The 20,855-nt window shown below is 62.1% G+C and carries 16 protein-coding genes; 11 read left to right on the forward strand and 5 right to left on the reverse strand.

Going from position 1 to position 20,855, the window contains the following annotated elements; all coding sequences use genetic code 11:
• Positions 1 to 45: 45 nt before the first annotated feature.
• From AC1DWZ_RS17295 to mutY, 3 genes are all read right to left on the reverse strand, one after another.
• The gene (locus tag AC1DWZ_RS17295; protein ID WP_477170175.1) at positions 46 to 327 is read right to left on the reverse strand and encodes an NUDIX domain-containing protein; all 282 of its coding nucleotides are present in this window, start codon (positions 325 to 327) and stop codon (positions 46 to 48) included.
• Positions 328 to 418: 91 nt separating this feature from the next.
• Complete coding sequence (locus AC1DWZ_RS17300; RefSeq protein WP_477170176.1) at positions 419 to 1,408, reverse strand: NAD-dependent epimerase/dehydratase family protein; 990 nt, start codon at positions 1,406 to 1,408, stop codon at positions 419 to 421.
• A gap of 53 nt (positions 1,409 to 1,461) precedes the next feature.
• On the reverse strand, positions 1,462 to 2,520 hold the full coding sequence (gene mutY, locus AC1DWZ_RS17305) for an A/G-specific adenine glycosylase (protein WP_477170177.1): 1,059 nt from the start codon (positions 2,518 to 2,520) through the stop codon (positions 1,462 to 1,464).
• 25 nt (positions 2,521 to 2,545) lie between these two features.
• Here mutY and AC1DWZ_RS17310 point away from each other — a divergent pair, with 25 nt between their 5' ends.
• The 3 genes from AC1DWZ_RS17310 to smc all read left to right on the forward strand — a co-directional run bounded on the left by AC1DWZ_RS17310 (position 2,546) and on the right by smc (position 7,580).
• Positions 2,546 to 3,124: a DUF721 domain-containing protein gene (locus AC1DWZ_RS17310; RefSeq protein ID WP_477170178.1), complete on the forward strand. Its 579-nt coding sequence runs from the start codon at positions 2,546 to 2,548 to the stop codon at positions 3,122 to 3,124.
• A 232-nt stretch (positions 3,125 to 3,356) separates the two neighbouring features.
• Positions 3,357 to 4,043, forward strand: coding sequence for a DsbA family protein (locus AC1DWZ_RS17315; RefSeq protein ID WP_477170179.1), 687 nt, complete (start codon positions 3,357 to 3,359; stop codon positions 4,041 to 4,043).
• Between the two features lie 72 nt (positions 4,044 to 4,115).
• Positions 4,116 to 7,580: a chromosome segregation protein SMC gene (smc, locus tag AC1DWZ_RS17320; RefSeq protein ID WP_477170180.1), complete on the forward strand. Its 3,465-nt coding sequence runs from the start codon at positions 4,116 to 4,118 to the stop codon at positions 7,578 to 7,580.
• A 71-nt stretch (positions 7,581 to 7,651) separates the two neighbouring features.
• On the opposite strand, the gene AC1DWZ_RS17325 is transcribed toward smc, so the two are convergent.
• On the reverse strand, positions 7,652 to 8,101 hold the full coding sequence (locus tag AC1DWZ_RS17325; protein WP_477170181.1) for a GNAT family N-acetyltransferase: 450 nt from the start codon (positions 8,099 to 8,101) through the stop codon (positions 7,652 to 7,654).
• 291 nt (positions 8,102 to 8,392) lie between these two features.
• On the opposite strand from AC1DWZ_RS17325, the gene AC1DWZ_RS17330 reads away from it, so the two are divergent.
• From AC1DWZ_RS17330 to AC1DWZ_RS17360, 7 genes are all read left to right on the forward strand, one after another.
• Complete coding sequence (locus AC1DWZ_RS17330; RefSeq protein WP_477170182.1) at positions 8,393 to 8,713, forward strand: AtpZ/AtpI family protein; 321 nt, start codon at positions 8,393 to 8,395, stop codon at positions 8,711 to 8,713.
• A 76-nt stretch (positions 8,714 to 8,789) separates the two neighbouring features.
• Complete coding sequence (locus AC1DWZ_RS17335) at positions 8,790 to 9,533, forward strand: F0F1 ATP synthase subunit A (RefSeq protein ID WP_477170183.1); 744 nt, start codon at positions 8,790 to 8,792, stop codon at positions 9,531 to 9,533.
• Positions 9,534 to 9,600: 67 nt separating this feature from the next.
• Positions 9,601 to 9,825, forward strand: coding sequence for an ATP synthase F0 subunit C (gene atpE, locus AC1DWZ_RS17340; protein WP_298682011.1), 225 nt, complete (start codon positions 9,601 to 9,603; stop codon positions 9,823 to 9,825).
• Positions 9,826 to 9,930: 105 nt separating this feature from the next.
• Positions 9,931 to 10,422, forward strand: a complete 492-nt coding sequence (locus tag AC1DWZ_RS17345) for a F0F1 ATP synthase subunit B family protein (protein WP_477170184.1) — start codon at positions 9,931 to 9,933, stop codon at positions 10,420 to 10,422.
• On the forward strand, positions 10,422 to 10,922 hold the full coding sequence (locus tag AC1DWZ_RS17350; RefSeq protein WP_477170185.1) for a F0F1 ATP synthase subunit B family protein: 501 nt from the start codon (positions 10,422 to 10,424) through the stop codon (positions 10,920 to 10,922). Before AC1DWZ_RS17345 ends, AC1DWZ_RS17350 begins: the two co-directional genes overlap by 1 nt.
• Before the next feature lie 365 nt (positions 10,923 to 11,287).
• Positions 11,288 to 11,635, forward strand: coding sequence for a hypothetical protein (locus AC1DWZ_RS17355; protein WP_477170186.1), 348 nt, complete (start codon positions 11,288 to 11,290; stop codon positions 11,633 to 11,635).
• A gap of 39 nt (positions 11,636 to 11,674) precedes the next feature.
• The gene (locus AC1DWZ_RS17360) at positions 11,675 to 14,473 is read left to right on the forward strand and encodes a PAS domain-containing sensor histidine kinase (protein ID WP_477170187.1); all 2,799 of its coding nucleotides are present in this window, start codon (positions 11,675 to 11,677) and stop codon (positions 14,471 to 14,473) included.
• 113 nt (positions 14,474 to 14,586) lie between these two features.
• On the opposite strand, the gene AC1DWZ_RS17365 is transcribed toward AC1DWZ_RS17360, so the two are convergent.
• The gene (locus tag AC1DWZ_RS17365; protein WP_477170188.1) at positions 14,587 to 15,099 is read right to left on the reverse strand and encodes a phasin family protein; all 513 of its coding nucleotides are present in this window, start codon (positions 15,097 to 15,099) and stop codon (positions 14,587 to 14,589) included.
• Positions 15,100 to 15,854: 755 nt separating this feature from the next.
• On the opposite strand from AC1DWZ_RS17365, the gene AC1DWZ_RS17370 reads away from it, so the two are divergent.
• On the forward strand, positions 15,855 to 20,846 hold the full coding sequence (locus AC1DWZ_RS17370) for a beta strand repeat-containing protein (protein WP_477170189.1): 4,992 nt from the start codon (positions 15,855 to 15,857) through the stop codon (positions 20,844 to 20,846).
• The last annotated feature ends 9 nt before the right edge of the window (positions 20,847 to 20,855 follow it).

Here is a 20,855-nt window from a genome sequence, read left to right on the forward strand (position 1 = left end):
CATCCTGCTTGCAATGTTGAAGCATGCTGCACGTTATCTAGGTGTCTAGGCAAGTTTCGACAACCCGTGCTCGACCACTTTCCGCATGACCGTTGGCAGCGCCACGTTGCCGAGATTGTCGAGTTCGGTCCATTGGTAGCGCGCATCCGGCTTCACACCGGTCGCGGCGAACACCACGAGAAGCAGCGCGAAATGGGTGAAGACGTGGGTAACGCCCCCATCGAGGCGGCGCCACTTGGTCTCCAATGGCGCCAGCTCGTCGGCCATGCCTTCGTCGAAGGCTGCACCCAGCCAGTCGCTGGTCGGCACCTGCACCACGCCGCCCAAGAGGCCTTTCTCTGAAAATCGGGATCAAACTCCCATTTTCTTTGGCGTCATATCAGTTTTCCTTGCCTTTGGTCGTCTGGCAGGCGCCGGGTTAGCTTTTGCCAGACCTCTTTGCGTGCCATGCGGCAAGCACTTGTCTTTCCTCGTCGGCGGTCAGGCCGCTGATCGGACCATTGGCACTACGCAACCAGCCTAGCGTGTCGCGCGCAGTCTCGGAAAGCGACCGCACGCTAAGCCCGGCACTGAGCGCAGGGGTCGTGTCGCGGGTCATGAAACCAGCATAGTCCGGCAATGGCAGCCATAGCGGGAGGGATCTGGGCCCCGACCACATTCTCACGTCCTGCTCTTCGAGAAACATGCGATCTGCCCAGGTAAAGCTGCACGATGCGCCCAGCGCCGCCGCACATTCCAAAAGAAACTCGCCGCGCGTGCGCGTCGGTCCCGTTCCGTCATAGATGCCGATCAGGCGACATTGTGCGGCATGAACAATCCATTGCGCGAGATCACGCACGTCTATGAACTGAACGGGATCTTCGGGAGATCCCGGGGCCAGCACTTCCCCGCCGCGTGCAAGCCGAGCCGGCCAGTAACTGAACCGGCCCGTCGGATCTTCCGGTCCAACGATAAGGCCGGCGCGGCAAATGAAGGCGTCTTCCCCGACGGCCCGTTCGCATGCGACCTTGGCAGCGCCGTAGGTTTCGTCGGTACTGTGTTCGATCTCGGGGGCGGTGGGCGCCAAAAGGGTGGCCATGTCCGCTCGCTGCCCAGGGGTGTGATTGTCCGCATATACACTCACCGTCGAGACGAAGGTCCAATGCCCCGCCTGCCGCTTGAGTTCGGCCACCGCGCGGCGTACCTGACCCGGTTGACGTGAAACGTCCACGACGGCATCGAACTCTTCACGCTTTAAGGGCTCGAGACCATACGGCACATCGCGATCGATCGAAACAAAGCGCGTGCCGGGTGCTGCCGGACCCGCGAGTCCGCGTGACGCGCACGTCACCTCATGCCCTTCCGCGCATGCATAGGCAGCAATCGCGCGCCCAAGAAACTGGGTCCCCCCAAGAATCAACAAACGCATGGGATTGCCCGCCCTGTTGCTATTTTGAAATATGCGTCACGCTACATAAGTATCTAAGCAAGTTTCGACAACCCATGCTCGACCACTTTCCGCATGACCGTTGGCAGCGCCACGTTGCCGAGATTGTCGAGGTCGGTCCATTGGTAGCGCGCATCCGGCTTCACGCCGGTCGCGGCGAACACCACGAGATGCAGCGCGAAATGGGTGAAGACGTGGGTGACGCTGCCATCGAGGCGGCGCCACTTGGCCTTCAATGGCGCCAGATCGTCGGCCATGCCTTCGTCGAAGGCTGCACCCAGCCAATCGCTGGTCGGCACCTGCACCATCCCACCAAGCAAGCCCTTCTCCGGGCGCTTCTCAAGGGCGATGCGGCCGGCTTTGTCGATCATCACATAGCAGAGGCCGTAGCGCTGCGGGCGCGCGGCCTTGGGCGATTTCTTGGGGTACGCTTCCATGTCGCCGGCCGCGTGTGCCGCACAGATCTCGCGCCATGGGCAGAGGAAGCATTTCGGCTTGGTCGGCGTGCAGATGGTGGCGCCGAGATCCATGATCGCCTGCGCATAATCCCCCGGCCGCCTCTGCGGCGTGAAGCGCGACGCCAATTCGCGCAGCTCCTCCTTGGCCTTGGGCAAGGGAGTCGCGACCCGGTGGAGCCGCGCCATCACCCGTTCGACATTGCCATCAAGGATCGTCGTGGATCGGTCAAAGGCGATGGCCGCCACGGCTGCGGCCGTATAGGGGCCGATGCCGGGCAGGCTGCGCAACCCCTCTTCCGTATCGGGAAAGACGCCACCATGATCGCGCACCACAGCTTCAGCGCATTTCTTGAGATTGCGGGCGCGGGCGTAATAGCCAAGGCCGGCCCAGGCGGTGAGCACATCGTCAAGCGGCGCCGCGGCCAGATCGTCAACCCGCGGCCAGCGCTTGAGGAAATCCTGGTAATAGGGGCCGACGGTCACGACCGTGGTCTGCTGCAGCATGATCTCGGACAGCCAGACATGATAGGGATCGGCATGCTCGCCCGGGCCTGAGCGCCAAGGCAGGTGCCGACGATGGCGGTCATACCAGGCGAGGATTTGCTGGGCGGCTGAGTCTGGCTGTTTGCGCGGCATGGCGGGCGACCTTAGACTGACGCCCATGAGCGCCCAAGAAGAAAAACCGAAGACCAAAACCGAACCGGCCCCAAAGGAAGCCCCAAGGGAATCGGCCGAGCGCCACAACCGGCTCTCGGCCCTGGCCAGCAGCGTGCCCAACCTCACCAAGCTCGCCTTGGGCCGCAAGGGCTTTGCCGAAGCCAGCCTCATCGGCGCCTGGTCCACCATCGTCGGCGAGGACATCGCCGGCCTCGCCATCCCGGTGAAGATGCGCCTGCCACGCCCGGCAAAAGACCCGGCGAAAGAGGAGAATGCCGGGCGCCCCACCGGCCTGGTCCCGGCAAACATAGCCGGCGGCACCCTTACCCTGCGCGCAAGCCCCGCTGCCAGCCTCGAGGTGCAGCATTTGAAGCCCCGCATCCTGGAGCGCATCACGCGCTATTTCGGCTACCCCGCCATCAAAGAGATCAAGATCGAGATCGGCGACCGCAAAAAGGCTGCGCCAAAGGCAAAGCGACCTGCCGGTACGCCGCCCAGCCAGCCAGACCTTTCCAAAGTGACGGACCCGGAGATCCGGGAGGCCCTGCGGCGACTCGGCGCCGCCCGGGCACGGCGGCCCTGAGGCTCCGAAAACCCCAGGAAACCCTGGAAAACATTGAGCGGATTTGAGATTCCGGCTGGACATCGGGCGACTCGCCCGAATCCAACGGCTTATCCGGGAACCCTCAGGCGATGGCCGCACCCGCGCCGGACGGTCACGGACGCCTCGCTTGCATGGGCCCCTGAATCCTGCCAAATAGCGGCCAAATCGGGCCTCATTTTCCGGGCCCCGACCCAGGGACCAATTGGAGGCAATGTTGAACGCGCGCAATCTCGTAATCGGTGTCGTGGTTCTGGCGCTGGTGGGTGTCGGTGGCTTCTATGCCTGGACCCATTATGGCCCCAATGCGGCGGCCAACGCTGCCGCCAACAACCCGGCTTTGGCCGGCCTGCCGGCCCCGGTCGACAGCCCCCTCGCCCAGGCCCAGGAAGGCGACATGGTGCTGGGCGATGCCAAGGCGCCGATCACCTTCATCGAATATTCCTCCCTCTCCTGCCCGCATTGCGCCCGCCACCACATGACGGTGCTGCCGGAGATCAAGAAGCAGTATATCGATACCGGCAAGGTGAAGCTGGTGGTGCGCGACTTCCCGCTGAATGGTCCGGCCGTGCAGGCAGCCCTCCTCGCCCATTGCGTTTCGCCGTTGGCTTACTGGGGCATGATCGACCAGTTGTTCTCGACGCAGCCGGCCTGGGTCAATGACCAGTCCGCCCCGGCCCTGGCCAGCATTGCGGCTGCCGCCGGCATCAACGGCACGGATTTCCAGGCCTGCCTCAACAACAAGGACGCCAAGGACAAGATCATTGCCTCGGCCGAGAACGCCGATAAGGCCTTCAAGGTCAAGTCGACGCCGACCTTCGTGGTCAACGGCATCGTCATCGAGGGCGAAAAATCCTTTGAAGACTTCAAGAAGATCTTCGACGCCCTGGCTTCGAAATGACCCTGGCGCCTCAATAACTGCGCACCGCTGCGCATTGCGTTACGTCCAGACCAGTTTTAAGGAACCTGCCGCGTGGTCCAGTTCAACAAAGTCCGCCTGACCGGCTTCAAATCCTTCGTCGAATCCACTGAACTGTCGATTCAGGCGGGCATGACCGGGATCGTCGGCCCCAATGGCTGCGGCAAGTCGAACCTGGTCGAAGCACTGCGCTGGGTCATGGGCGAAACCTCCGCCAAGCGCATGCGCGGCGGTGAAATGGACGATGTCATCTTCGGTGGCAGCGGCAACCGCCCGGCGCGCAACGTCGCTGAAGTGGTGCTGACCCTCGACAATGCCGACCGCCGCGCCTCGGCCCAATTCAACGACAGCGACGATCTGGAAATTTCGCGCCGCATCGATCGCGGCGAAGGCTCGACCTACAAGGTCAACGGCAAAGAAGCCCGCGCCCGCGACGTGCAGCTGCTGTTCGCCGATATCTCGGCCGGTGCCCATTCCACGGCGCTGGTGAGCCAGGGCCGTGTCGGTGCCATCGTCAATGCGAAACCGACCGACCGGCGCTCGCTTCTCGAAGAAGCGGCCGGCATCACCGGCCTCCACACCCGCCGGCACGAAGCTGAACTGCGCCTCAAAGCCGCGGAAGCCAATCTCGCCCGCCTCGACGATGTCATCATCACGCTGGAAAGCCAGCTTGGCCAGTTGAAGAAGCAGGCGCGTCAGGCATCGCGCTATCGCAATCTGCAGGATCATATCCGCCGCGCCGAGGCGATCCTGTTCCATATCCAGTGGCAGGATGCGCGCCAGCGCCTGGACTATTCTGAAAAGACCCTGATGGCCGCCGAAACGGCCGTCGTGTCGCTGACCTCGGCCGCGGCTATTGCAGCTACACGCCAGACGGAGGCCGCCACCATCCTGCCCAGCCTGCGTCAGGCGGAAGCGGAGGCTGCGGCGGAGCTGCAGCGCCTCACCATCGCCCGCGGCGCGCTCGACAAGGAAGAAGAGCGCATCCAACAGGCGCGGTCCGATGCCGATCGCCAGCTGCGCGAGAACGAGGCCGATCACGGCCGCGAACTGGCGCTCACCACCGACGCCGTCGCCGCAGCTGAACGCCTGGCCGAAGAACGCACCGTCATCACCGAGACCGCCGGCGAAGAAGCCGCGATCTCCGAAGAGACCCAGCGCCGCGTCGAAGGCGCGCAAGCCGAGGTCGATGAGAGCGAGGCCGAGCTTGGCCGTCTCACGCAGGATCTCGCTGCCGCCGAAGCCCGTGCCCATGCGCTGACCCGGCGCCTCGATGAATTGCAGCAGCGCCGCCAGCGCCTCTCCAACCGCGCGCAGGAAGTGGATGCCGAGCGCCAGCGTCTCTCCGCCGAAATCGAGAACGATGCCGAGACGCAGGCAGCCCGCAATGCCGTGGCAGAAGCCGAGGCCGCCCTCGAAGAAGCACAGGCGGTGCTTGCCGAGATCGAAGCCCAGCGCGGCCTTGCCGGCGAAGCCGAGACCAACGCCCGCGCCCAGCTGCAGCAGGCGCAGGATGCCCGCCAGCGCCTGAAGGCCGAAGCCGACGCCCTCTCCTCGATCTTCGCCACCTCCGATTCAGAGATGTGGCCGCCGCTCATCGACAGCCTCACCGTGGCGCCCGGTTACGAAATCGCCATCGCCGCGGCCTTGGGCGACGATCTCCAAGCTTCGACCGATCTCGGCGCCCCCTCGCATTGGCGCGAAGGCGACACCAACGGCACGGCTCCGGGCCTCCCCGGCAATGCCGAACCCCTGTCGCGTTTCGTGACCGGCTCGGTGGCGCTCGGCCGGCGCCTGGCACAGATCGGTGTTGTGGAAGACGAAGCGACCTGTCGCGCGTTGGGACCGCAATTGCAACAGGGCCAGCGCCTCGTCTCCAAGGACGGCGCCATGTGGCGCTGGGACGGCTTTACCATCGCCGCCGGGACGGAAACCGCTGCCGCCACGCGCCTCAAGCAACGCAATCGCTTGCGCCAGCTGGATGACGAGTTGAACGTCGCCGAAGCGACGCTGGCCGAGGTCGAAGCGCAGTTCGGCGCCGCGCGCGACGAAGCGCAGAGCCTCATCGACCGCGAGCGCAGCCAGCGCCAGACCTTGCAGGCTGCCTATAACGCGGCCCGCCAGGCGCGCGATGCCGCCGCCCGTGTCGAGCAGCGCGCGACGCAAATGCAATCCCGTCTCGCCGCCGTCGGCGAACAGGCCGAAGCGGTGGCCGGCGATATCGCCGAACTCGAAGGTCAGCTGGAAGCCGCCGCCACGGAACGCGCGGAACTTCCTGATCTGGATGCGGCCCGCCATCGCATCAACGAACTCCGTCCGGAAGTGGCCGAGCGCCGCACACGCCTCGTCGAAGCGCGCTCTGCCCTCGATCGCCTGCAACGCGAAGCGCAGCAGCGCCAGACGCGCCTCCTCGCCATCGCTGACGAGCTTCGTTCCTGGGAACAGCGCGGCCAGCGCGCCCAGCAGCATCTCAATGAGCTGGTCGAACGCCGCGCCCATATCGAACAGGAAATCGAGCGCCTTGCCGCCTTGCCGGGCGAGATCGCACAGCAACGCAGCGACCTCATGGACCTTCTGGAAGTGTCCGAGGAAAAGCGCCGCAACGCTGCTGATACCCTGGCGTCCGCTGAGACGGCCCTCAACGAAGCCGATCGCGGCCTCAAAGGCGAAGAACACAAGCTCATCGAAGCGCGCGAGCAGCGCGTCCGGGCCGAAGCCGCCATCGAGCAGGCCAAGGAAGCCGCCGCCACCTTGACCGAGCGCATCCGCGAAAAGCTGGAATGCTCGCCGGAAGAAGTGCTGACGCTGGCCGAGCTTGATCCCGGTGAAGGTCTGCCGGCCCGCGAGGAGACCGAGCAGCGCCTCAACAAATTGTTGCGCGAGCGCGAGAATATCGGTCCGGTCAATTTGCGCGCCGAGACGGAATCGAATGAGCTCGACCAGCAGCTGGCTGGCATGCAGACCGAACGCTCCGACCTCATCAACGCCATTTCACGCCTGCGCCAAGGCATTGCCAGCCTCAACCGCGAGGGCCGCGAACGGTTGCTCGCTGCCTTCGAACTGGTCAACGGCCATTTCACCTCGCTGTTCACCCGCCTCTTCGGCGGCGGCAAGGCACATCTGCAATTGACCGAAGCCGAAGACCCGCTTGATGCCGGCCTCGAGATTTTCGCAAGCCCGCCAGGCAAGAAGCTGCAAGTTCTCTCGCTGCTTTCGGGCGGCGAGCAGGCCCTCACGGCCTTGGCTCTGCTCTTTGCGGTGTTCCTCGTCAACCCGGCACCGATCTGCGTGCTGGACGAGGTCGACGCACCACTGGATGACGCGAACGTCGAGCGCTTCTGCAATCTCGTGCAGGAACTGGCCGAAGCCTCGGGCACCCGCTTCCTGGTCATCACCCACCACCGCCTGACCATGGCCCGCATGGATCGCCTCTACGGCGTCACCATGGCCGAACGCGGCGTCTCGCAGTTGGTCTCGGTCGACCTCCAGGAAATCGGCCATCTCAAGGCTGCATCGTAACAGCACCAACACAAAATTCCGTCCTGGTCCGCTAAGGTGGACCAGGACGACATGAGATAGGCGACGCGCCTCTATCCCATCACCTTGCTCATATGCACGAGGTGCCCACCCTTGAACGCCTCCTCGCCGTCGATGGCATAGCCAAGCTTCAGGTAGAGCGCGATGTTTTCGGCGAACAGCTTGTTGGTATAGAGCCGGATCACCTTCATCCCGGCCGCCCGCGTGAGGGCTTCGGCATGGGCAACCAGGTGGCGGCCGTGGCCCCTGCCCTGCTCGGCCGGATCGACCACGACATTTTCAATAAGCCAGTGATCCGGGTGCGGGATCAGCTCGACCAGCCCGACAATCGTCCCGGCATCGTCGCTCAGCAGCTCGATCACATGGGCCCGGACGGCCGCGCGGTAATCCGCCGTCATCGGCTTGGGCATGCGTCCCAGCACCGGCACCCACTTCTCATAGGCCCGGTGGGTCAGCGCCTCGACCAGCCCCGCATCGACGATCCCGGCACGCCTGAACTTCATGAATTATGTCCTGTTCCCAGCCATCTGAGATGGCGCGGCCGACCTGCCTGGACGAAACCATCGCGTTTCCGCCGTGGTGCAGCGTAACACGCGATTCCGAGGGGTCGCCCGCAGCCCTGTCACAGCCCCTGGCATGTTCCAATTTTACCAATATAAATCAATCGGTTAATATAGCTCAAATCACCTTGACAGCCTATCCCCCCTTGCCTATGTTGCGCGCGCTTCCGCCGATCCTCCGATTGGCGGGGGTAGCGGCTTGTTGCTCGGGGGATACCTTGAGGATCGGCGACAATGACCGAACAGCAACCAGGTAACCTGGACCAGTTCGACGCGAAGCTCAAAGCAGCGCGGGAGCGGATCGGGGAATCGGATACCGGGGACCTTGCCCGCGAGGGTACGTCACTGGGATATGGCTTCCGCCTCAGCATCGAATTGCTGGCGGGCCTGCTGGTCGGTCTGGGGATGGGCTATGTCATCGATGGATGGCTGGGAACGCGCCCCTGGTTGATGCTGATTTTCATGATCCTGGGTCTCGGCGGGGGCATCCTCAATGTGATGCGCGTGTCGAAACAGATGGAGCAATTGGAAGCTTCCAAGAAGGATCAACGTTAAGCGTCGACCCTTCGGGCCCAACAGGGACGTATGTCCCAATGGGGGTTCGCGGGCGGCAACAACCGGGGATGACATCGTGGCCGACGCCCATTCACCACTCGCCCAGTTCGAGATCAAGACGCTGGCGGAATTGCATCCGTTCGGCATCGACGCCTCCTTCACCAATGCCTCGCTGATCATGGCGGTGGTGGTTGGGCTCGTGACCATCTTCATCGTCGCCGGCATGAACAAGGCCTCCATCGTCCCGGGCCGCTTCCAGGGCATGGTCGAATTCTTCTACGAATTCATCGCCAATCTTCTGAAAGAGAATACCGGCCCCAAGGGCAAAGCATTCTTCCCGCTGGTCTTCTCGCTATTCATGTTCATCCTGGGCTGCAACCTCATCGGCCTCTTTGGCGCGATCACCGTCACCAGCCACATCGTCGTCACCTTCGCCCTGGCCTTCATGGTCATCACCGTCGTTACCGTGGTGGGCTTCGTGCGCCACGGCACACATTACTTCAGCTATTTCGCTCCGGCCGGCGCGCCGATGTGGCTGATGCCGCTGATGATCCCCTTGGAAATCATCTCCTATCTCATCCGTCCGATCAGCCTCTCGGTCCGACTTTTTGCCAACATGGTGGCCGGCCACGTCATGCTGGGTGTCCTTGGCACCTTCGTCGTCGGCCTTGGTGGCTTGTTCTTCGCGCTGGGCGCCATTCCGCTGGCCGCAATCCCGCTGATCTTCGCCCTCGAGGTGCTGGTTGCCCTCCTGCAGGCCTATGTGTTCGCCATCCTCACCTGCATCTATCTCAACGACGCCATTCACCTGGCGCATTGAGGGCAGCAGGCGAAAACTTTTCCATCAACACCAAGCAACGTTTTAATCCCAAGAAAGGACATCCATCATGGAACTCGAAGCCGCGAAAATGATCGGCGCCGGTATTGCGGCACTCGCCCTCGGTGGCGCTGGTATCGGTCTCGGTACCCTGTTCGGCAGCTACATGGAGGGTGCGTTCCGCAACCCGGAAGCCCAGAGCAAGCTGAAGGTCAACCCGATGCTTGCCTTCGCGCTGATCGAAGCCACCGGTCTCTTCGGCTTCGTCATCGCCATGATCATCCTGTTCGGCTAAGGCCAGCCGGGACGATCTCTAAGAACGTTGCGATAGCGACCGGCCGGCTCACCTTCTGAAGCCGGCCGGTTCGCCACTTAAAGCTTGTAGTTTGGGAGGGGACCAATGCCCCAATTCGATCCCGCCATTTTCTCGCCGCTGCTGGTCTGGCTGGTCGTGACCTTCGTGGCGCTTTACGTGCTGATGTCGAAGCTGGCGCTGCCCAAGGTGGCGGCGATCATCGACCAGCGCGCTGAACGCATCGAAGGCAATCTTGCCAAGGCGGAACAGCTGCGCGCTGAAGCCGCTGGCGTGCTGGCGGCCTATGAAAAGGCGATTGCCGATGCCAAGGGTGCGGCACAGGCCGAGCTTGCCAAGGCCGCGGCCGAGATTGCCGCCGAGACCACCAAGCGCGAAGCCGAATTTGGTGCCCGTCTTGCCGAGCAGACCCGCACCGCCGAAGGCCGCATCAAGGCAGCCAAGATCGAGGCCCTGGCCCAGGTCAAGGCGATCGCCACGGATCTCGCGGCCGGTATTTCAGCCAAGCTCACCGGGACCAATGTCGATCAGGCTGCGGCCGGTGCTGCCGTCGAAGCCGCCGTCAAGGAGCGTGCCTGATGGAACATGAAGTCGGTTTCCTGGCCAATCCGCATACCTGGGTCAATCTTGGGGGCCTGATCTTCCTTGCCTTCGCCGGACCGAAGCTGTGGAAGGCCATCACCCAGATGCTCGACCAGCGCGCCATCAAGATCAAAGCCGATCTCGATGAAGCACAGAAGCTGAAGGACGAGGCACAAGCCCTCCTCGGCGAGTACCAGCGCAAGCAGAAGGACGCCTTGCGCGAAGCTGCCGAGATCATCGAGACCGCCAAGGCTGTGGCCCAGCGCCAGGCCAAGGAAGCAGCGGCCAATCTGGACCTGGCCTTCACCCGCCGCGAAAAGCTGGCGCTGGAGAAGATTGCCCAAGCCGAAGCCGCCGCCATCGCCGAAGTCCGCCGCGAGGCGGTCGACGTTGCGACTGCCGCGGCCCGGAAGCTGATCACCGCCAGCCTCACCGACGCCCGTGCCACGGCACTCGTCGATGCGGCGATCAAGGATGTGGATACGCGCCTGCATTAACGGGCTGACATCCAAGAAGCCAGAAAGCCCGGATCAATCCCTGATCCGGGCTTTTTTTATTCCCTGTGGTCGCATACTCACACCCAGGTGATATTCCGAAAATTTGTGCAAATTCTCCGAAAAAGCGCTACGCTCTTTCGGATGTCCCGTTATGGACCATTCCTTAACCGCTTGCAGCGAAGATGGGGCAAGCGAGTCAAACGACTCGTTGGCAATTCGATGCAGGCAGCATGGGCCCAGCGCCCGCCGCCCATGCGAGGTCTGAGATGATGACAGTGCCATTTGACGAGCGGAATGGAGCAGGCTTCGGGAACATCCCGCCGATCAAGGAATTGATCGCCCCCTCCGCGTGCAATCCTCATATCATGCAGCGCGTATACCGGGCGCTTTATCGGCAGCGGCTGGAGCAGGAACTGCGCCGGGTTGGCAAGCTGAACGATGCCGACCACCGCTGGCATACCATCGGCATCATCACCTTTTGCGGCTTTGTGGCCTTCCTCGCCATCAATCTGCTGCTGGGTCCGGCCGCCATTTCTTGGACTGCGCATCTTCTCATCGCCGGCGGTGCCGCGCTGGGCCTCGGTGCGGCGACATTGCTGATCCTGGCGGTGCGCGAGCGCAACTCAAAGCACCACCAGCCTGCTACTAAGCCGACGCCGGGTGGCGCTTCATCGCTGGGCGACAAGAAGGCGCTGCGCCAAGCCTCCCTATGAGCGACAGGTTTGTGGGCGAAGCTCACGGGCCGCCAAATTGTGAGCGACTTTATGGGCGTGGCTGGCGTTTCCAATGAGACCAACAGCTCTCGTGGTCCGATCATGGACGACGCGCTGAAGCTCTATCGCGACATGCTCGACAACGCCCCTTGGGGCGTCTTCCATTCAAGCGCCGACGGCCGGTACATCAGCGTCAACCGAGCGCTCGCAAAGCTTTGCGGCTATGCCTCCCAGGCTGAAATGATGGGTGCCGTCACCGACATCGCTCGGCAGATTTATGTCGACCCCGGCACGCGGGCGGAATTCCTGCGTCGGATGCAGGCCGACGGGATCGTCACATCCTTTGAATCGCGCATGTACCGTGCGGACGGATCGATCATCTGGGTGTCCGAGAGCACACGCCCGGTTCATGATGCGGCCGGCAATTTCCTCTATTTCGAGGGCACCGTCGAAGACATCTCGCGCATCAAGAATGCCGAGGAAGAATACCGCCAGCGCGAAGCGGGACTGCGCCAGCTCATCAACACCGTCGGTGTCGGCGTCAGCTATTGGGACCGCGATCTCATCTGTCGCTTCGCCAATGACGCACATGGCGATTGGGCCGGCGTCATGCCGGAAGAGATGCTGGGGTGCCATCTCGAAAAGCTCATGGGGCCGGAACGGTTCGCCGCCCAGCAAGCCTATCGGGACGCCGTCTTTCGCGGCGAGGTCACCTCGTTCCATCTGCCGCTGACCACGCAATCGGGCAAGGATGCCGTCCTGCAGATTGTCTTGACGCCGGAAATTCGCGCTGGCGACGTGGTGGGCTACTACGCCGTCGGCATGGATGTGACGGCGCTGGTGCGGGCGGAATCCGAACTCGCAGCACGCGAGCAGGAGTTGCGGCTGCTGGTCAACAGCATCCCGGCCACGGTCTCCTACTGGGACCGCGACCTCATCTGCCGTTTCGCCAATGATCGCTTCAGCCATTGGTATCCGTCACAGAACCCCATCGGTTGCCATGCGCGCGACTTCTTCGGCGAAACGCAATTCATACGTTACGGGCACCATCATGCTGCGGCGCTTCGCGGCGAGCGGTCGTCCTTCATGACCACCATGGTCGGCGGCGATGGCATCTGCCGGCATCTCCAGGTGGATTTCGTGCCGAAATTCGTGGGCGATGAGGCCATGGGCTTTTATGCCATCGCCGTCGATCTCACCAATCTCACGAATGCCGAGATCGCGCTCCGGGAAAACGAAGCCCGTTACCGGGAAGTGTTCAACAACATCGCCGATGCGATCTTCCTCACGGAGGTGACGCCGGACAACCGCTTCCGGACCCTGGAGGTCAACCCGGCGGCTGAACGCCAGATGGGCATGCTGGCCAATGAACTTGTTGGTCTCTGTGTCGAGGAATACCTGCCGGCTGAAAAGGCCGTCCTGGTCAATGCCCATTTCCGGCACTGCGTTGCGAGCGGACAGATCGAGCGCTTCGAAATCGGCCTCGACATCGCCCGGGGCCATCGCATCATTGATGTCACCTTCGTCCCAATCCGCGGCGACGATGGCGTGGTACGGCGCATCCTGGGCCTTGGCCGCGACATGACCGAGGCACGCGAGCTGGAACAAGCGATCTTGGCCAGCGAGGATCGCGAACGTCTTGCCCATGACCGTCTGCTGGATGCGATCGAAAGCCTGCATGACGGGTTTGTGCTGTGGGGGCCGGACGGCACCATCCGCATGCTCAACCGTGCGGTCACGGAAACCTTTTTCCCGCCCGGCCAGGGTTTTGCCATCGGCATGTCATATCGGGAATCCTACCATCAGTTCGTGACGGCCTGGCGCACGGCGGGCGTCGATCCCAATCAGGCGCTCCATTTGGCCGAAGCCATCCAGGGCCCGGGTGGTATCCATCCTGACGATGACGATGCCCTCGCCAGATCTGCCATCCACTGGCTTGAGACCTTCACGGGCACGAGCCCGGAATTGCCGGGGGCCAGCGGCCGCTGGCTGGTAATCCATCGCCAGCGCACGCGCGAAGGCGGGTTCGTCGAATTCTGGTTCGACGTCACCGAACGCCGCAACCGGGAGCGCGAATTGCGTGCTGCCTTGCATGAAGCGGATGCCGCCAACCGCGCCAAGTCGCGCTTTCTGGCACAGATGAGCCACGAGTTGCGGACACCCCTCAACGCCGTCATCGGCTTTTCCGATCTGATGCTGCGGGGCATTGCCGGGACGATGAGTGCGATCCAGGCGGAATATTGCAGCTATGTCCACAATAGCGGCGAACATCTGCTGCAGCTGGTACAAGGTGTCCTCGACTATGCCGCGATCGAGGCCGACGATGTCAAAGTGACACTGGAAACGGTCGATGCCACGCAGGTTCTCAGCCAGGCCCGCGAACTGATGCTGCCTATCGCGCAGAAAGCCGGGGTCGACCTCTTCATCGTGGAGGCGGAGGCCGCCTGGGTCACGTCCGATACCTTGCGGCTGCGCCAGATCCTCATCAACCTCATCGCCAACGCGGTGAAATATAACCGGCCGAGCGGCGAAGTCCGCGTCGACGTCGTCGTTCTCTCACCTTCCACCCTGCGGATCTCCGTTGCCGATACCGGCATCGGCATTCCAAAAGAGCGGCTGGGTGAATTGTTCAAGCCGTTTGAACGGCTGGGGCAGGAAGGTGGCGCCGTGGAAGGCACCGGCCTCGGCCTCGTGCTGGTCCGGCGCCTGGCAGAACGTATCGGCGCATCTATCGGTGTTGAAAGTGACACAGGTTGCGGCAGCACCTTCTGGATCGATCTGCCGATGGCGACAATGCCGAACAGCCCGGATCCGGGCATGATTGCGGCTGATCTCTAAGACAGGACCGCAGAAACAGGCAGCCAAAACAAAACCGCCCGGCATCTTTGCAGACACCGGGCGGTCGTCGCGCGCGGCCTAGTGGGGCCGGCGCGCGTATCGCGTAGCGAAGATTACTTCTTCGCGACCTTGGCGATCGCGGCCTTCACTTCGTCGATCTGGGCAGCGAAACGGCCCTGGATCAGCTCGGCGACCTGCGCGTTCGACTTCTGCACGAGATCGGTGATCTCGCGGACATTGGCAACGGCCTGCTCGAAACCGGCCTTCGCAACTTCAGCCTGCTTCACGAGCTTCTCTTCCGGGCTGGTCGGCTCGACCAGTTCCTTGGCGACCTTGCCGAACTCTTCAACCGCCTGGCGGGCGATTTCAGCCTGGCGCTGCGCAACGGCCTTGACGCCTTCGAGGGCGGCCTGGTTGGCGGCGGTCAGAACTTCAAAGTTCTTCTTCTGGGCAGCAACGACGCCGTCGAAATCGAACATGGCGTTTTTGCCGTTGGCGAAGGTCTTCGTGTAGTCACCGAACCACTTGCCGAAATCAGCCTGGATCTTGGTGAAGTCGATCTTGGTGAAATCCGGGAAAGCCGGGGTCGGGGTGGTGGTTTCGAAAGTGCTCTGGGTCTTGGCCATGGTGGCGTCTCCTCAGTAAAACGGTTCTGTATGAAATTGGTTCGTTGTGCACTGCACAATCTGAAGGTCTATATGAGGCAGAAGCGGCAGGAAATCAAGAGCTTTTTTGCTGCAGCGCAACAACATAGAACAATTTCGTTACAATACAATGACTTGCAAGATAATTTTTTGCTTAAAAAAGTAGCACGGGAGCCCAATAACCCGGCACCCCGTGTGCCATGCAATATAGATGGTTCGCCAAGGCGCCGATTCCAGGGCAAATGTCAGAGCCTGCTGGGGCCCTCTCGCCTGGCAATCCCACGCCCATAGTCGCCGGCCTTGCCGGTGGAACTGGCGCCAACCTCGCCCTCGAGTGCGGCAGCGTTGGAATTGCCCAGATCAAGACTCTCACGGACATAGCACCCGGCGGCGCCGCAACCTCTGCACTCTACCGCACATATCTATCGCGGCGGCACCAGAGTCGGTGGAGCCCTTTTTCAAAGTCGCTGCCTCTCGCCGCATCTCCCTGTCAAGGAGATGCGCATGCCAAGTGTGATCCAGTTCACAATTTGCGGGTCGCGCGCAAAAAATAGGGAGTTCTCCCGATGCTCCCGCTATTGCCGGCAACTACCTTCCCCATCATCAGCGATCCCGATCGACGGTACTCGGCGCACCTCCCCCTAGCTGCCTGCGCGCCGAAACATCACCGCATCCATTCACCCTGAGGCGACATCGGGCGCATGACGCCTGTTGCCTCAAGCGACAGAGGCATAGAAATGGCGATACTGACCGGTTCCGTCGGCAACGACACGATCCAAGGCACTGATGATGCTGACGTCATTTCGGGCCTCGGCGGCAATGACATCCTGAAGGGCTTGGCTGGCGACGACACCCTGCTGGGTGGCGCCGGGGATGACATTCTGGCTGGCAATGCCGGCGTCAACGAAATGAATGGCGGCACGGGTAACGACATCTATCAAGCTGTCAATTCTGACGACATCATCGTGGAACTGCCAGGCCAGGGCATCGATACGGCGCGGTGCCTTTTCTCATTCGATATGTCCACGCATGCAGCGGGCGTGGAGAATCTCGTCTTGATCGACAATGCCATCGGCAGCGCCGTGGATGCAGTCGGCAACACGCTCAGCAACGTCATGATGGGTAATGAGGGCGACAACGTCTTGCGTGGCGGTGCCGGCAACGACACCCTCATCGGCGCGGGTGGCGACGATACCCTGCAAGGCGAAGACGGCAATGACGTTCTGGATGGCGGCAACGGCAATGACACGATGTCCGGTGGCGCCGGCAATGATACCTACATCGCCGACAACCGGGACGATGCAGTTGTGGAAGCCACAGGTGGCGGCAAGGACCTCGTCCTCACCAGGGGCGATTACTTCCTGGCCGCCGGCCAGGAGATCGAGGCACTGACGCTCACCGGGTCCCGGGGCGCCATCCTCTTCGGCAACGAATTTGCCAATATCATCACCGGGGGCATTGGCAACGATTTCATCGATGGCGATGGCGGCAATGACACGCTCATCGGCGGCGCCGGCGACGACACCTATGCCATCGGTCGCGTGCCCACTGACCTCGGCAACAGCAAGATCGTCGAGACGGCCAATGGCGGCCATGACACGGTCATTTCCGCCCTCCATGACTACACCCTTGCTGCCAATGTCGAGAATCTGGCGCTGGACTCGCCGGAAGCCAATCTCAAAGAAGTCACGGTCACCGCCGTGAACGGCACAGGCAACGCGCTCAACAACGAGATCCAGGGCAACGAAATCGCCAATCGACTGGACGGTGGCGCCGGCAATGATGCCCTGGATGGCGGCAAGGGCGACGACACGCTCATCGGCGGCACCGGCAATGATGCCTATTTCATCACGGCAGGCCAAGGAAGCGACACGATCGTCGAAAAAGCCGGCGGCGGTGACGATATCGTCTTCACCGACCTTGCCAGCTATACCCTCGATGCGAATGTCGAGTTCCTGGTTCTTACGGCGGCCGGCAGTCAGACCGGGATCGGCAACGTGCTCAACAATGCCATTGCAGCGGGCAACGACGACGACACGCTGCGGGGGCTCGATGGCAACGATGCCCTGTTCGGCAATGGCGGCAACGACACGCTCGAGGGCGGTGCCGGCATCGATGAGCTGGTGGGTGGCGAGGGCAATGACCAGATGTCCGGCGGCGCTGGCAACGACACATACCATGTCGATTCCGAAGATGATGGGATTGTCGAGGCCGTGGGTGGCGGCAAGGATCTGGTGGTGACCACGACTTCCTACATCCTGGCGGCTGGCCAGGAGATCGAGGCGATCACCATGGAGGGCACCGACGGCATCGGTGTCCTCGGCAACGAATTCAACAATGTCATCACCGGCAACGCCAGTGACAACTTCCTGTTAGGCGGTGGCGGCAGCGATACGCTGATCGGCGGCGACGGTGACGATACCTACATCATCGGCCGCGACACCGCGGACAAGGGCAATGACAAGGTGGTCGAGGCGGCGAATGGTGGTGACCATGACTTCGTCATCTCCAATCTTCACGACTATACGCTGGGCGCCAATGTCGAGGATCTGCTGCTCGATTCCCCCAACGCGTCGTTGGCAGCCGTCGTCACTGCCATCAACGGCACCGGCAACGCGCTCAACAATGACATCCGCGGCAACGAAATCGCCAACCGGTTGGATGGCGCCGCCGGCAATGACACTCTCGACGGCGGCTTCGGCGACGACACGCTGGTGGGCGGCACCGGCGATGACACCTACCTCATCAATCGCGACGATGGGGCGGACACCATTCTGGAAAATGCCGGCGGTGGCACGGATACGGTTGTGACGGACCTGATCTCCTTCACCCTGGCCGCCAATGTCGAGAACCTGATCCTGGAAAACGATGGAAACGCCACCGGCACGGGCAACAACCTGGGTAACCGCATCACCGGCGCCGACGGCAACGACACCCTCAAGGGGCTCGACGGCAACGACATCCTGGACGGCGGACTCCACGGGGACGACCGGCTCGAGGGCGGCGCCGGCAACGACACCTACATCCTGCATCTTAGCAACGCGGCGATCATCGTCGAGACCGACGACAAGACCAGTGGCATCGACACCGTGCGTTCGGCGGACATCCCCCTCGAGCTCCTCGATTTCGGCGGCGAGAATGTCGAGAACATCATCCTCGATGACTTCGCCAGCAAGCAGGGCCGGGACCTCGATGCATTCGGCAATGATCTTGCCAACATCATCATCGGCAATTCCGGTGCCAATCATCTGGCGGGCGGTGCCGGCAACGACACCCTGGCCGGCGGCTTGGGCGACGACACCTATTTCCTCGATACCGGCGACGACAAGGACAAGGTGATCGAGGCGCTGAATGCCGGCCATGACACGGTCATCTCCAACCTCCATGACTACACGCTGGCAGCCAATGTCGAGGATCTGTTCCTCGATGCCGCGGCGGCACTCACGGCGGATGCCGGTGGCGTCAACGGCACCGGCAACACCCTCGACAACCGCATCGTCGGCAGCAGCGACGCAAACCGTCTGGATGGAGGCGCCGGCGACGACCTCCTCAGTGGCCGCGGTGGCGACGATGTGATTCTGGGCGGCACCGGCAATGACTTTCTCGACGGCGAACAGGGTGCCGACCAGATGGCCGGCGGCACCGGCAACGACATCTATCTGGTGCGGGACACGACCGACAGCATCGTCGAACTGGCCGGGCAGGGCATCGACACCGTTCAGACCCAGCTCGGCAGCCACACGCTGGCTGGCAAGATGGGCGAGAATGTCGAGAACCTCACCTATATCGGCACTGGCAACTTCACCGGCATCGGCAACAAACTCAACAACATCATCCATGGAAATGTTGGCGACGACGTGCTCCAGGGCCTGGAGGGCAATGACACGCTGGACGGCAGTATCGAAGGTCATGACCGGCTGGAGGGTGGCGCCGGCAACGACATCTACATTCTGCGCACCGGCGGCGATTACGAGATCGTCGAGGCGGCAGGCAAGGCCGGCGGCATCGATACAATCGAGACCAGGGATCTCGACATCGATCTCGACAGTGATCCGAACATCGTCAACGTCGAAAACGTGACTCTGCAAGATTTCAATCCAGGCCAAGGCAAGAATCTCCATCTGTTCGGCAATTTCCTCGACAACATCCTCACCGGCAACTCCGGCGAAAACACACTCTATGGGGGCGGTGGCAACGATACGCTGATCGGCGGCGCCGGCAACGACACCTATATCCTTGACGACAAGAACGAAAAGATCGTCGAAACCGCGACCGGTGGACACGATACAGTGGAGTCGCATCTACTCGACTATACCCTGGCGGCCAATGTCGAGGATCTCGTCCTTGCGGATATTAACAGCCCGATGAAGGGCACTGGCAACGCCCTCGACAACGGCCTGTTCGGCAGCCATTTTGCCGACACGTTCGACGGTGCCGCCGGCAATGACGCGATATCCGGCGGCAGTGGCGACGATATTCTGATCGGCGGCAGCGGCGACGATTTCCTGGGCGGTGGCGTCGACAAGGATACATTGACCGGTGGCACCGGCAACGACACCTATCTCCTCGATGGCGGTGACGATGTTGATGTCATCGTCGAAGCCGCCAATGGTGGTGTCGATACGGTCCTTACCTTCCTCACCGAATACACGCTCGGCGCCAATATCGAGAACCTCATCTATGACAGCGGGCAGAAATTCACCGGCACCGGCAATTCCCTGAACAACACGATTCTCGGTGGCTTTGGCGAAGACATCCTCAAGGGCCTGGACGGCAATGATACGCTCGATGGTGGTGACGGGACCAACCGCCTGGAAGGTGGCGCCGGCAACGATGTCTATATTCTTCACACCACCGACATAAGTCAGATTGTCGAAGATGCCGGAAAGGGCATCGACACGGTCCGCTCGTCCGAGCGCAGCATCGATCTTAATGTCCTCCTTCTCGACAATATCGAGAACGTGACATTGGATGATTTCGCGTTCCATGCCGGCCGCAACTTCAGCGCCTTTGGCAATGCGCTCGCCAATGTCATCACCGGCAATTCCGGCAACAATGTGCTCGATGGCAATGACGGCAACGACACCCTGATCGGCGGCCTCGGCGATGACGAATACTTCATCGATGTCGGCGACGAGAAGGACAAGGTGGTCGAGGCGGCAGGTGGCGGCCATGACTTTGTCGTGTCGGCCCTCCATGACTATACGCTGACCGCCAATGTCGAAGATCTGGTGCTCAACGGCAGAAGCGCTGCCGCCAATGGCACCGGCAACATTCTGGACAATGACATTCTTGGCAACGGGGAGGACAACCGGCTCGACGGTGCCGCCGGCAACGACATCCTCAACGGCCAGTCCGGAATCGACACATTGTTGGGGGGTGCCGGCAGTGACAGACTAGAGGGTGGGCTTGACGCCGATATCCTGACGGGCGGAGCCGGGAGCGATGTCTTCGTCTATCGTCACGAAAACAATGACGCGCTGAGCCTCTTGGGTGGCGATACGATCACCGATTTCCAGAGCGGCAACGACAAGATCGACGTCCGTGACCTGTTCGACGATTTCGGCCTCGACCATGGCAGCGATCCATTCGCTGACGGTCACTTAGTTCTACAGGCTGATGGCTTAGGCAATACGCTGGTGCAGTTCGAGCCGATACTGGGCGGCAGCGCCGTCGTTCTTGCCACCGTACTCCATGCCACCGTCGTGGAAACCGATATTGTCTTCTAGCGGCCGTCG

It is taken from the genome of Dongia sp. P2_B8, assembly GCF_056404715.1.

Bases quoted from the DNA above. Each gene is read 5' to 3' on its own strand.
- atpE (WP_298682011.1), top strand. From the start codon at position 9,601: ATGGAACTCGAAGCCGCGAAAATGATCGGCGCCGGTATTGCGGCACTC.
- AC1DWZ_RS17325 (WP_477170181.1), bottom strand. From the start codon at position 8,101: ATGAAGTTCAGGCGTGCCGGGATCGTCGATGCGGGGCTGGTCGAGGCG.
- AC1DWZ_RS17370 (WP_477170189.1), top strand. From the start codon at position 15,855: ATGGCGATACTGACCGGTTCCGTCGGCAACGACACGATCCAAGGCACT.
- mutY (WP_477170177.1), bottom strand. From the start codon at position 2,520: ATGCCGCGCAAACAGCCAGACTCAGCCGCCCAGCAAATCCTCGCCTGG.
- AC1DWZ_RS17345 (WP_477170184.1), top strand. From the start codon at position 9,931: ATGCCCCAATTCGATCCCGCCATTTTCTCGCCGCTGCTGGTCTGGCTG.
- AC1DWZ_RS17365 (WP_477170188.1), bottom strand. From the start codon at position 15,099: ATGGCCAAGACCCAGAGCACTTTCGAAACCACCACCCCGACCCCGGCT.
- AC1DWZ_RS17355 (WP_477170186.1), top strand. From the start codon at position 11,288: ATGCAGCGCGTATACCGGGCGCTTTATCGGCAGCGGCTGGAGCAGGAA.
- AC1DWZ_RS17315 (WP_477170179.1), top strand. From the start codon at position 3,357: ATGTTGAACGCGCGCAATCTCGTAATCGGTGTCGTGGTTCTGGCGCTG.
- AC1DWZ_RS17350 (WP_477170185.1), top strand. From the start codon at position 10,422: ATGGAACATGAAGTCGGTTTCCTGGCCAATCCGCATACCTGGGTCAAT.
- AC1DWZ_RS17310 (WP_477170178.1), top strand. From the start codon at position 2,546: ATGAGCGCCCAAGAAGAAAAACCGAAGACCAAAACCGAACCGGCCCCA.
- AC1DWZ_RS17300 (WP_477170176.1), bottom strand. From the start codon at position 1,408: ATGCGTTTGTTGATTCTTGGGGGGACCCAGTTTCTTGGGCGCGCGATT.
- AC1DWZ_RS17330 (WP_477170182.1), top strand. From the start codon at position 8,393: ATGACCGAACAGCAACCAGGTAACCTGGACCAGTTCGACGCGAAGCTC.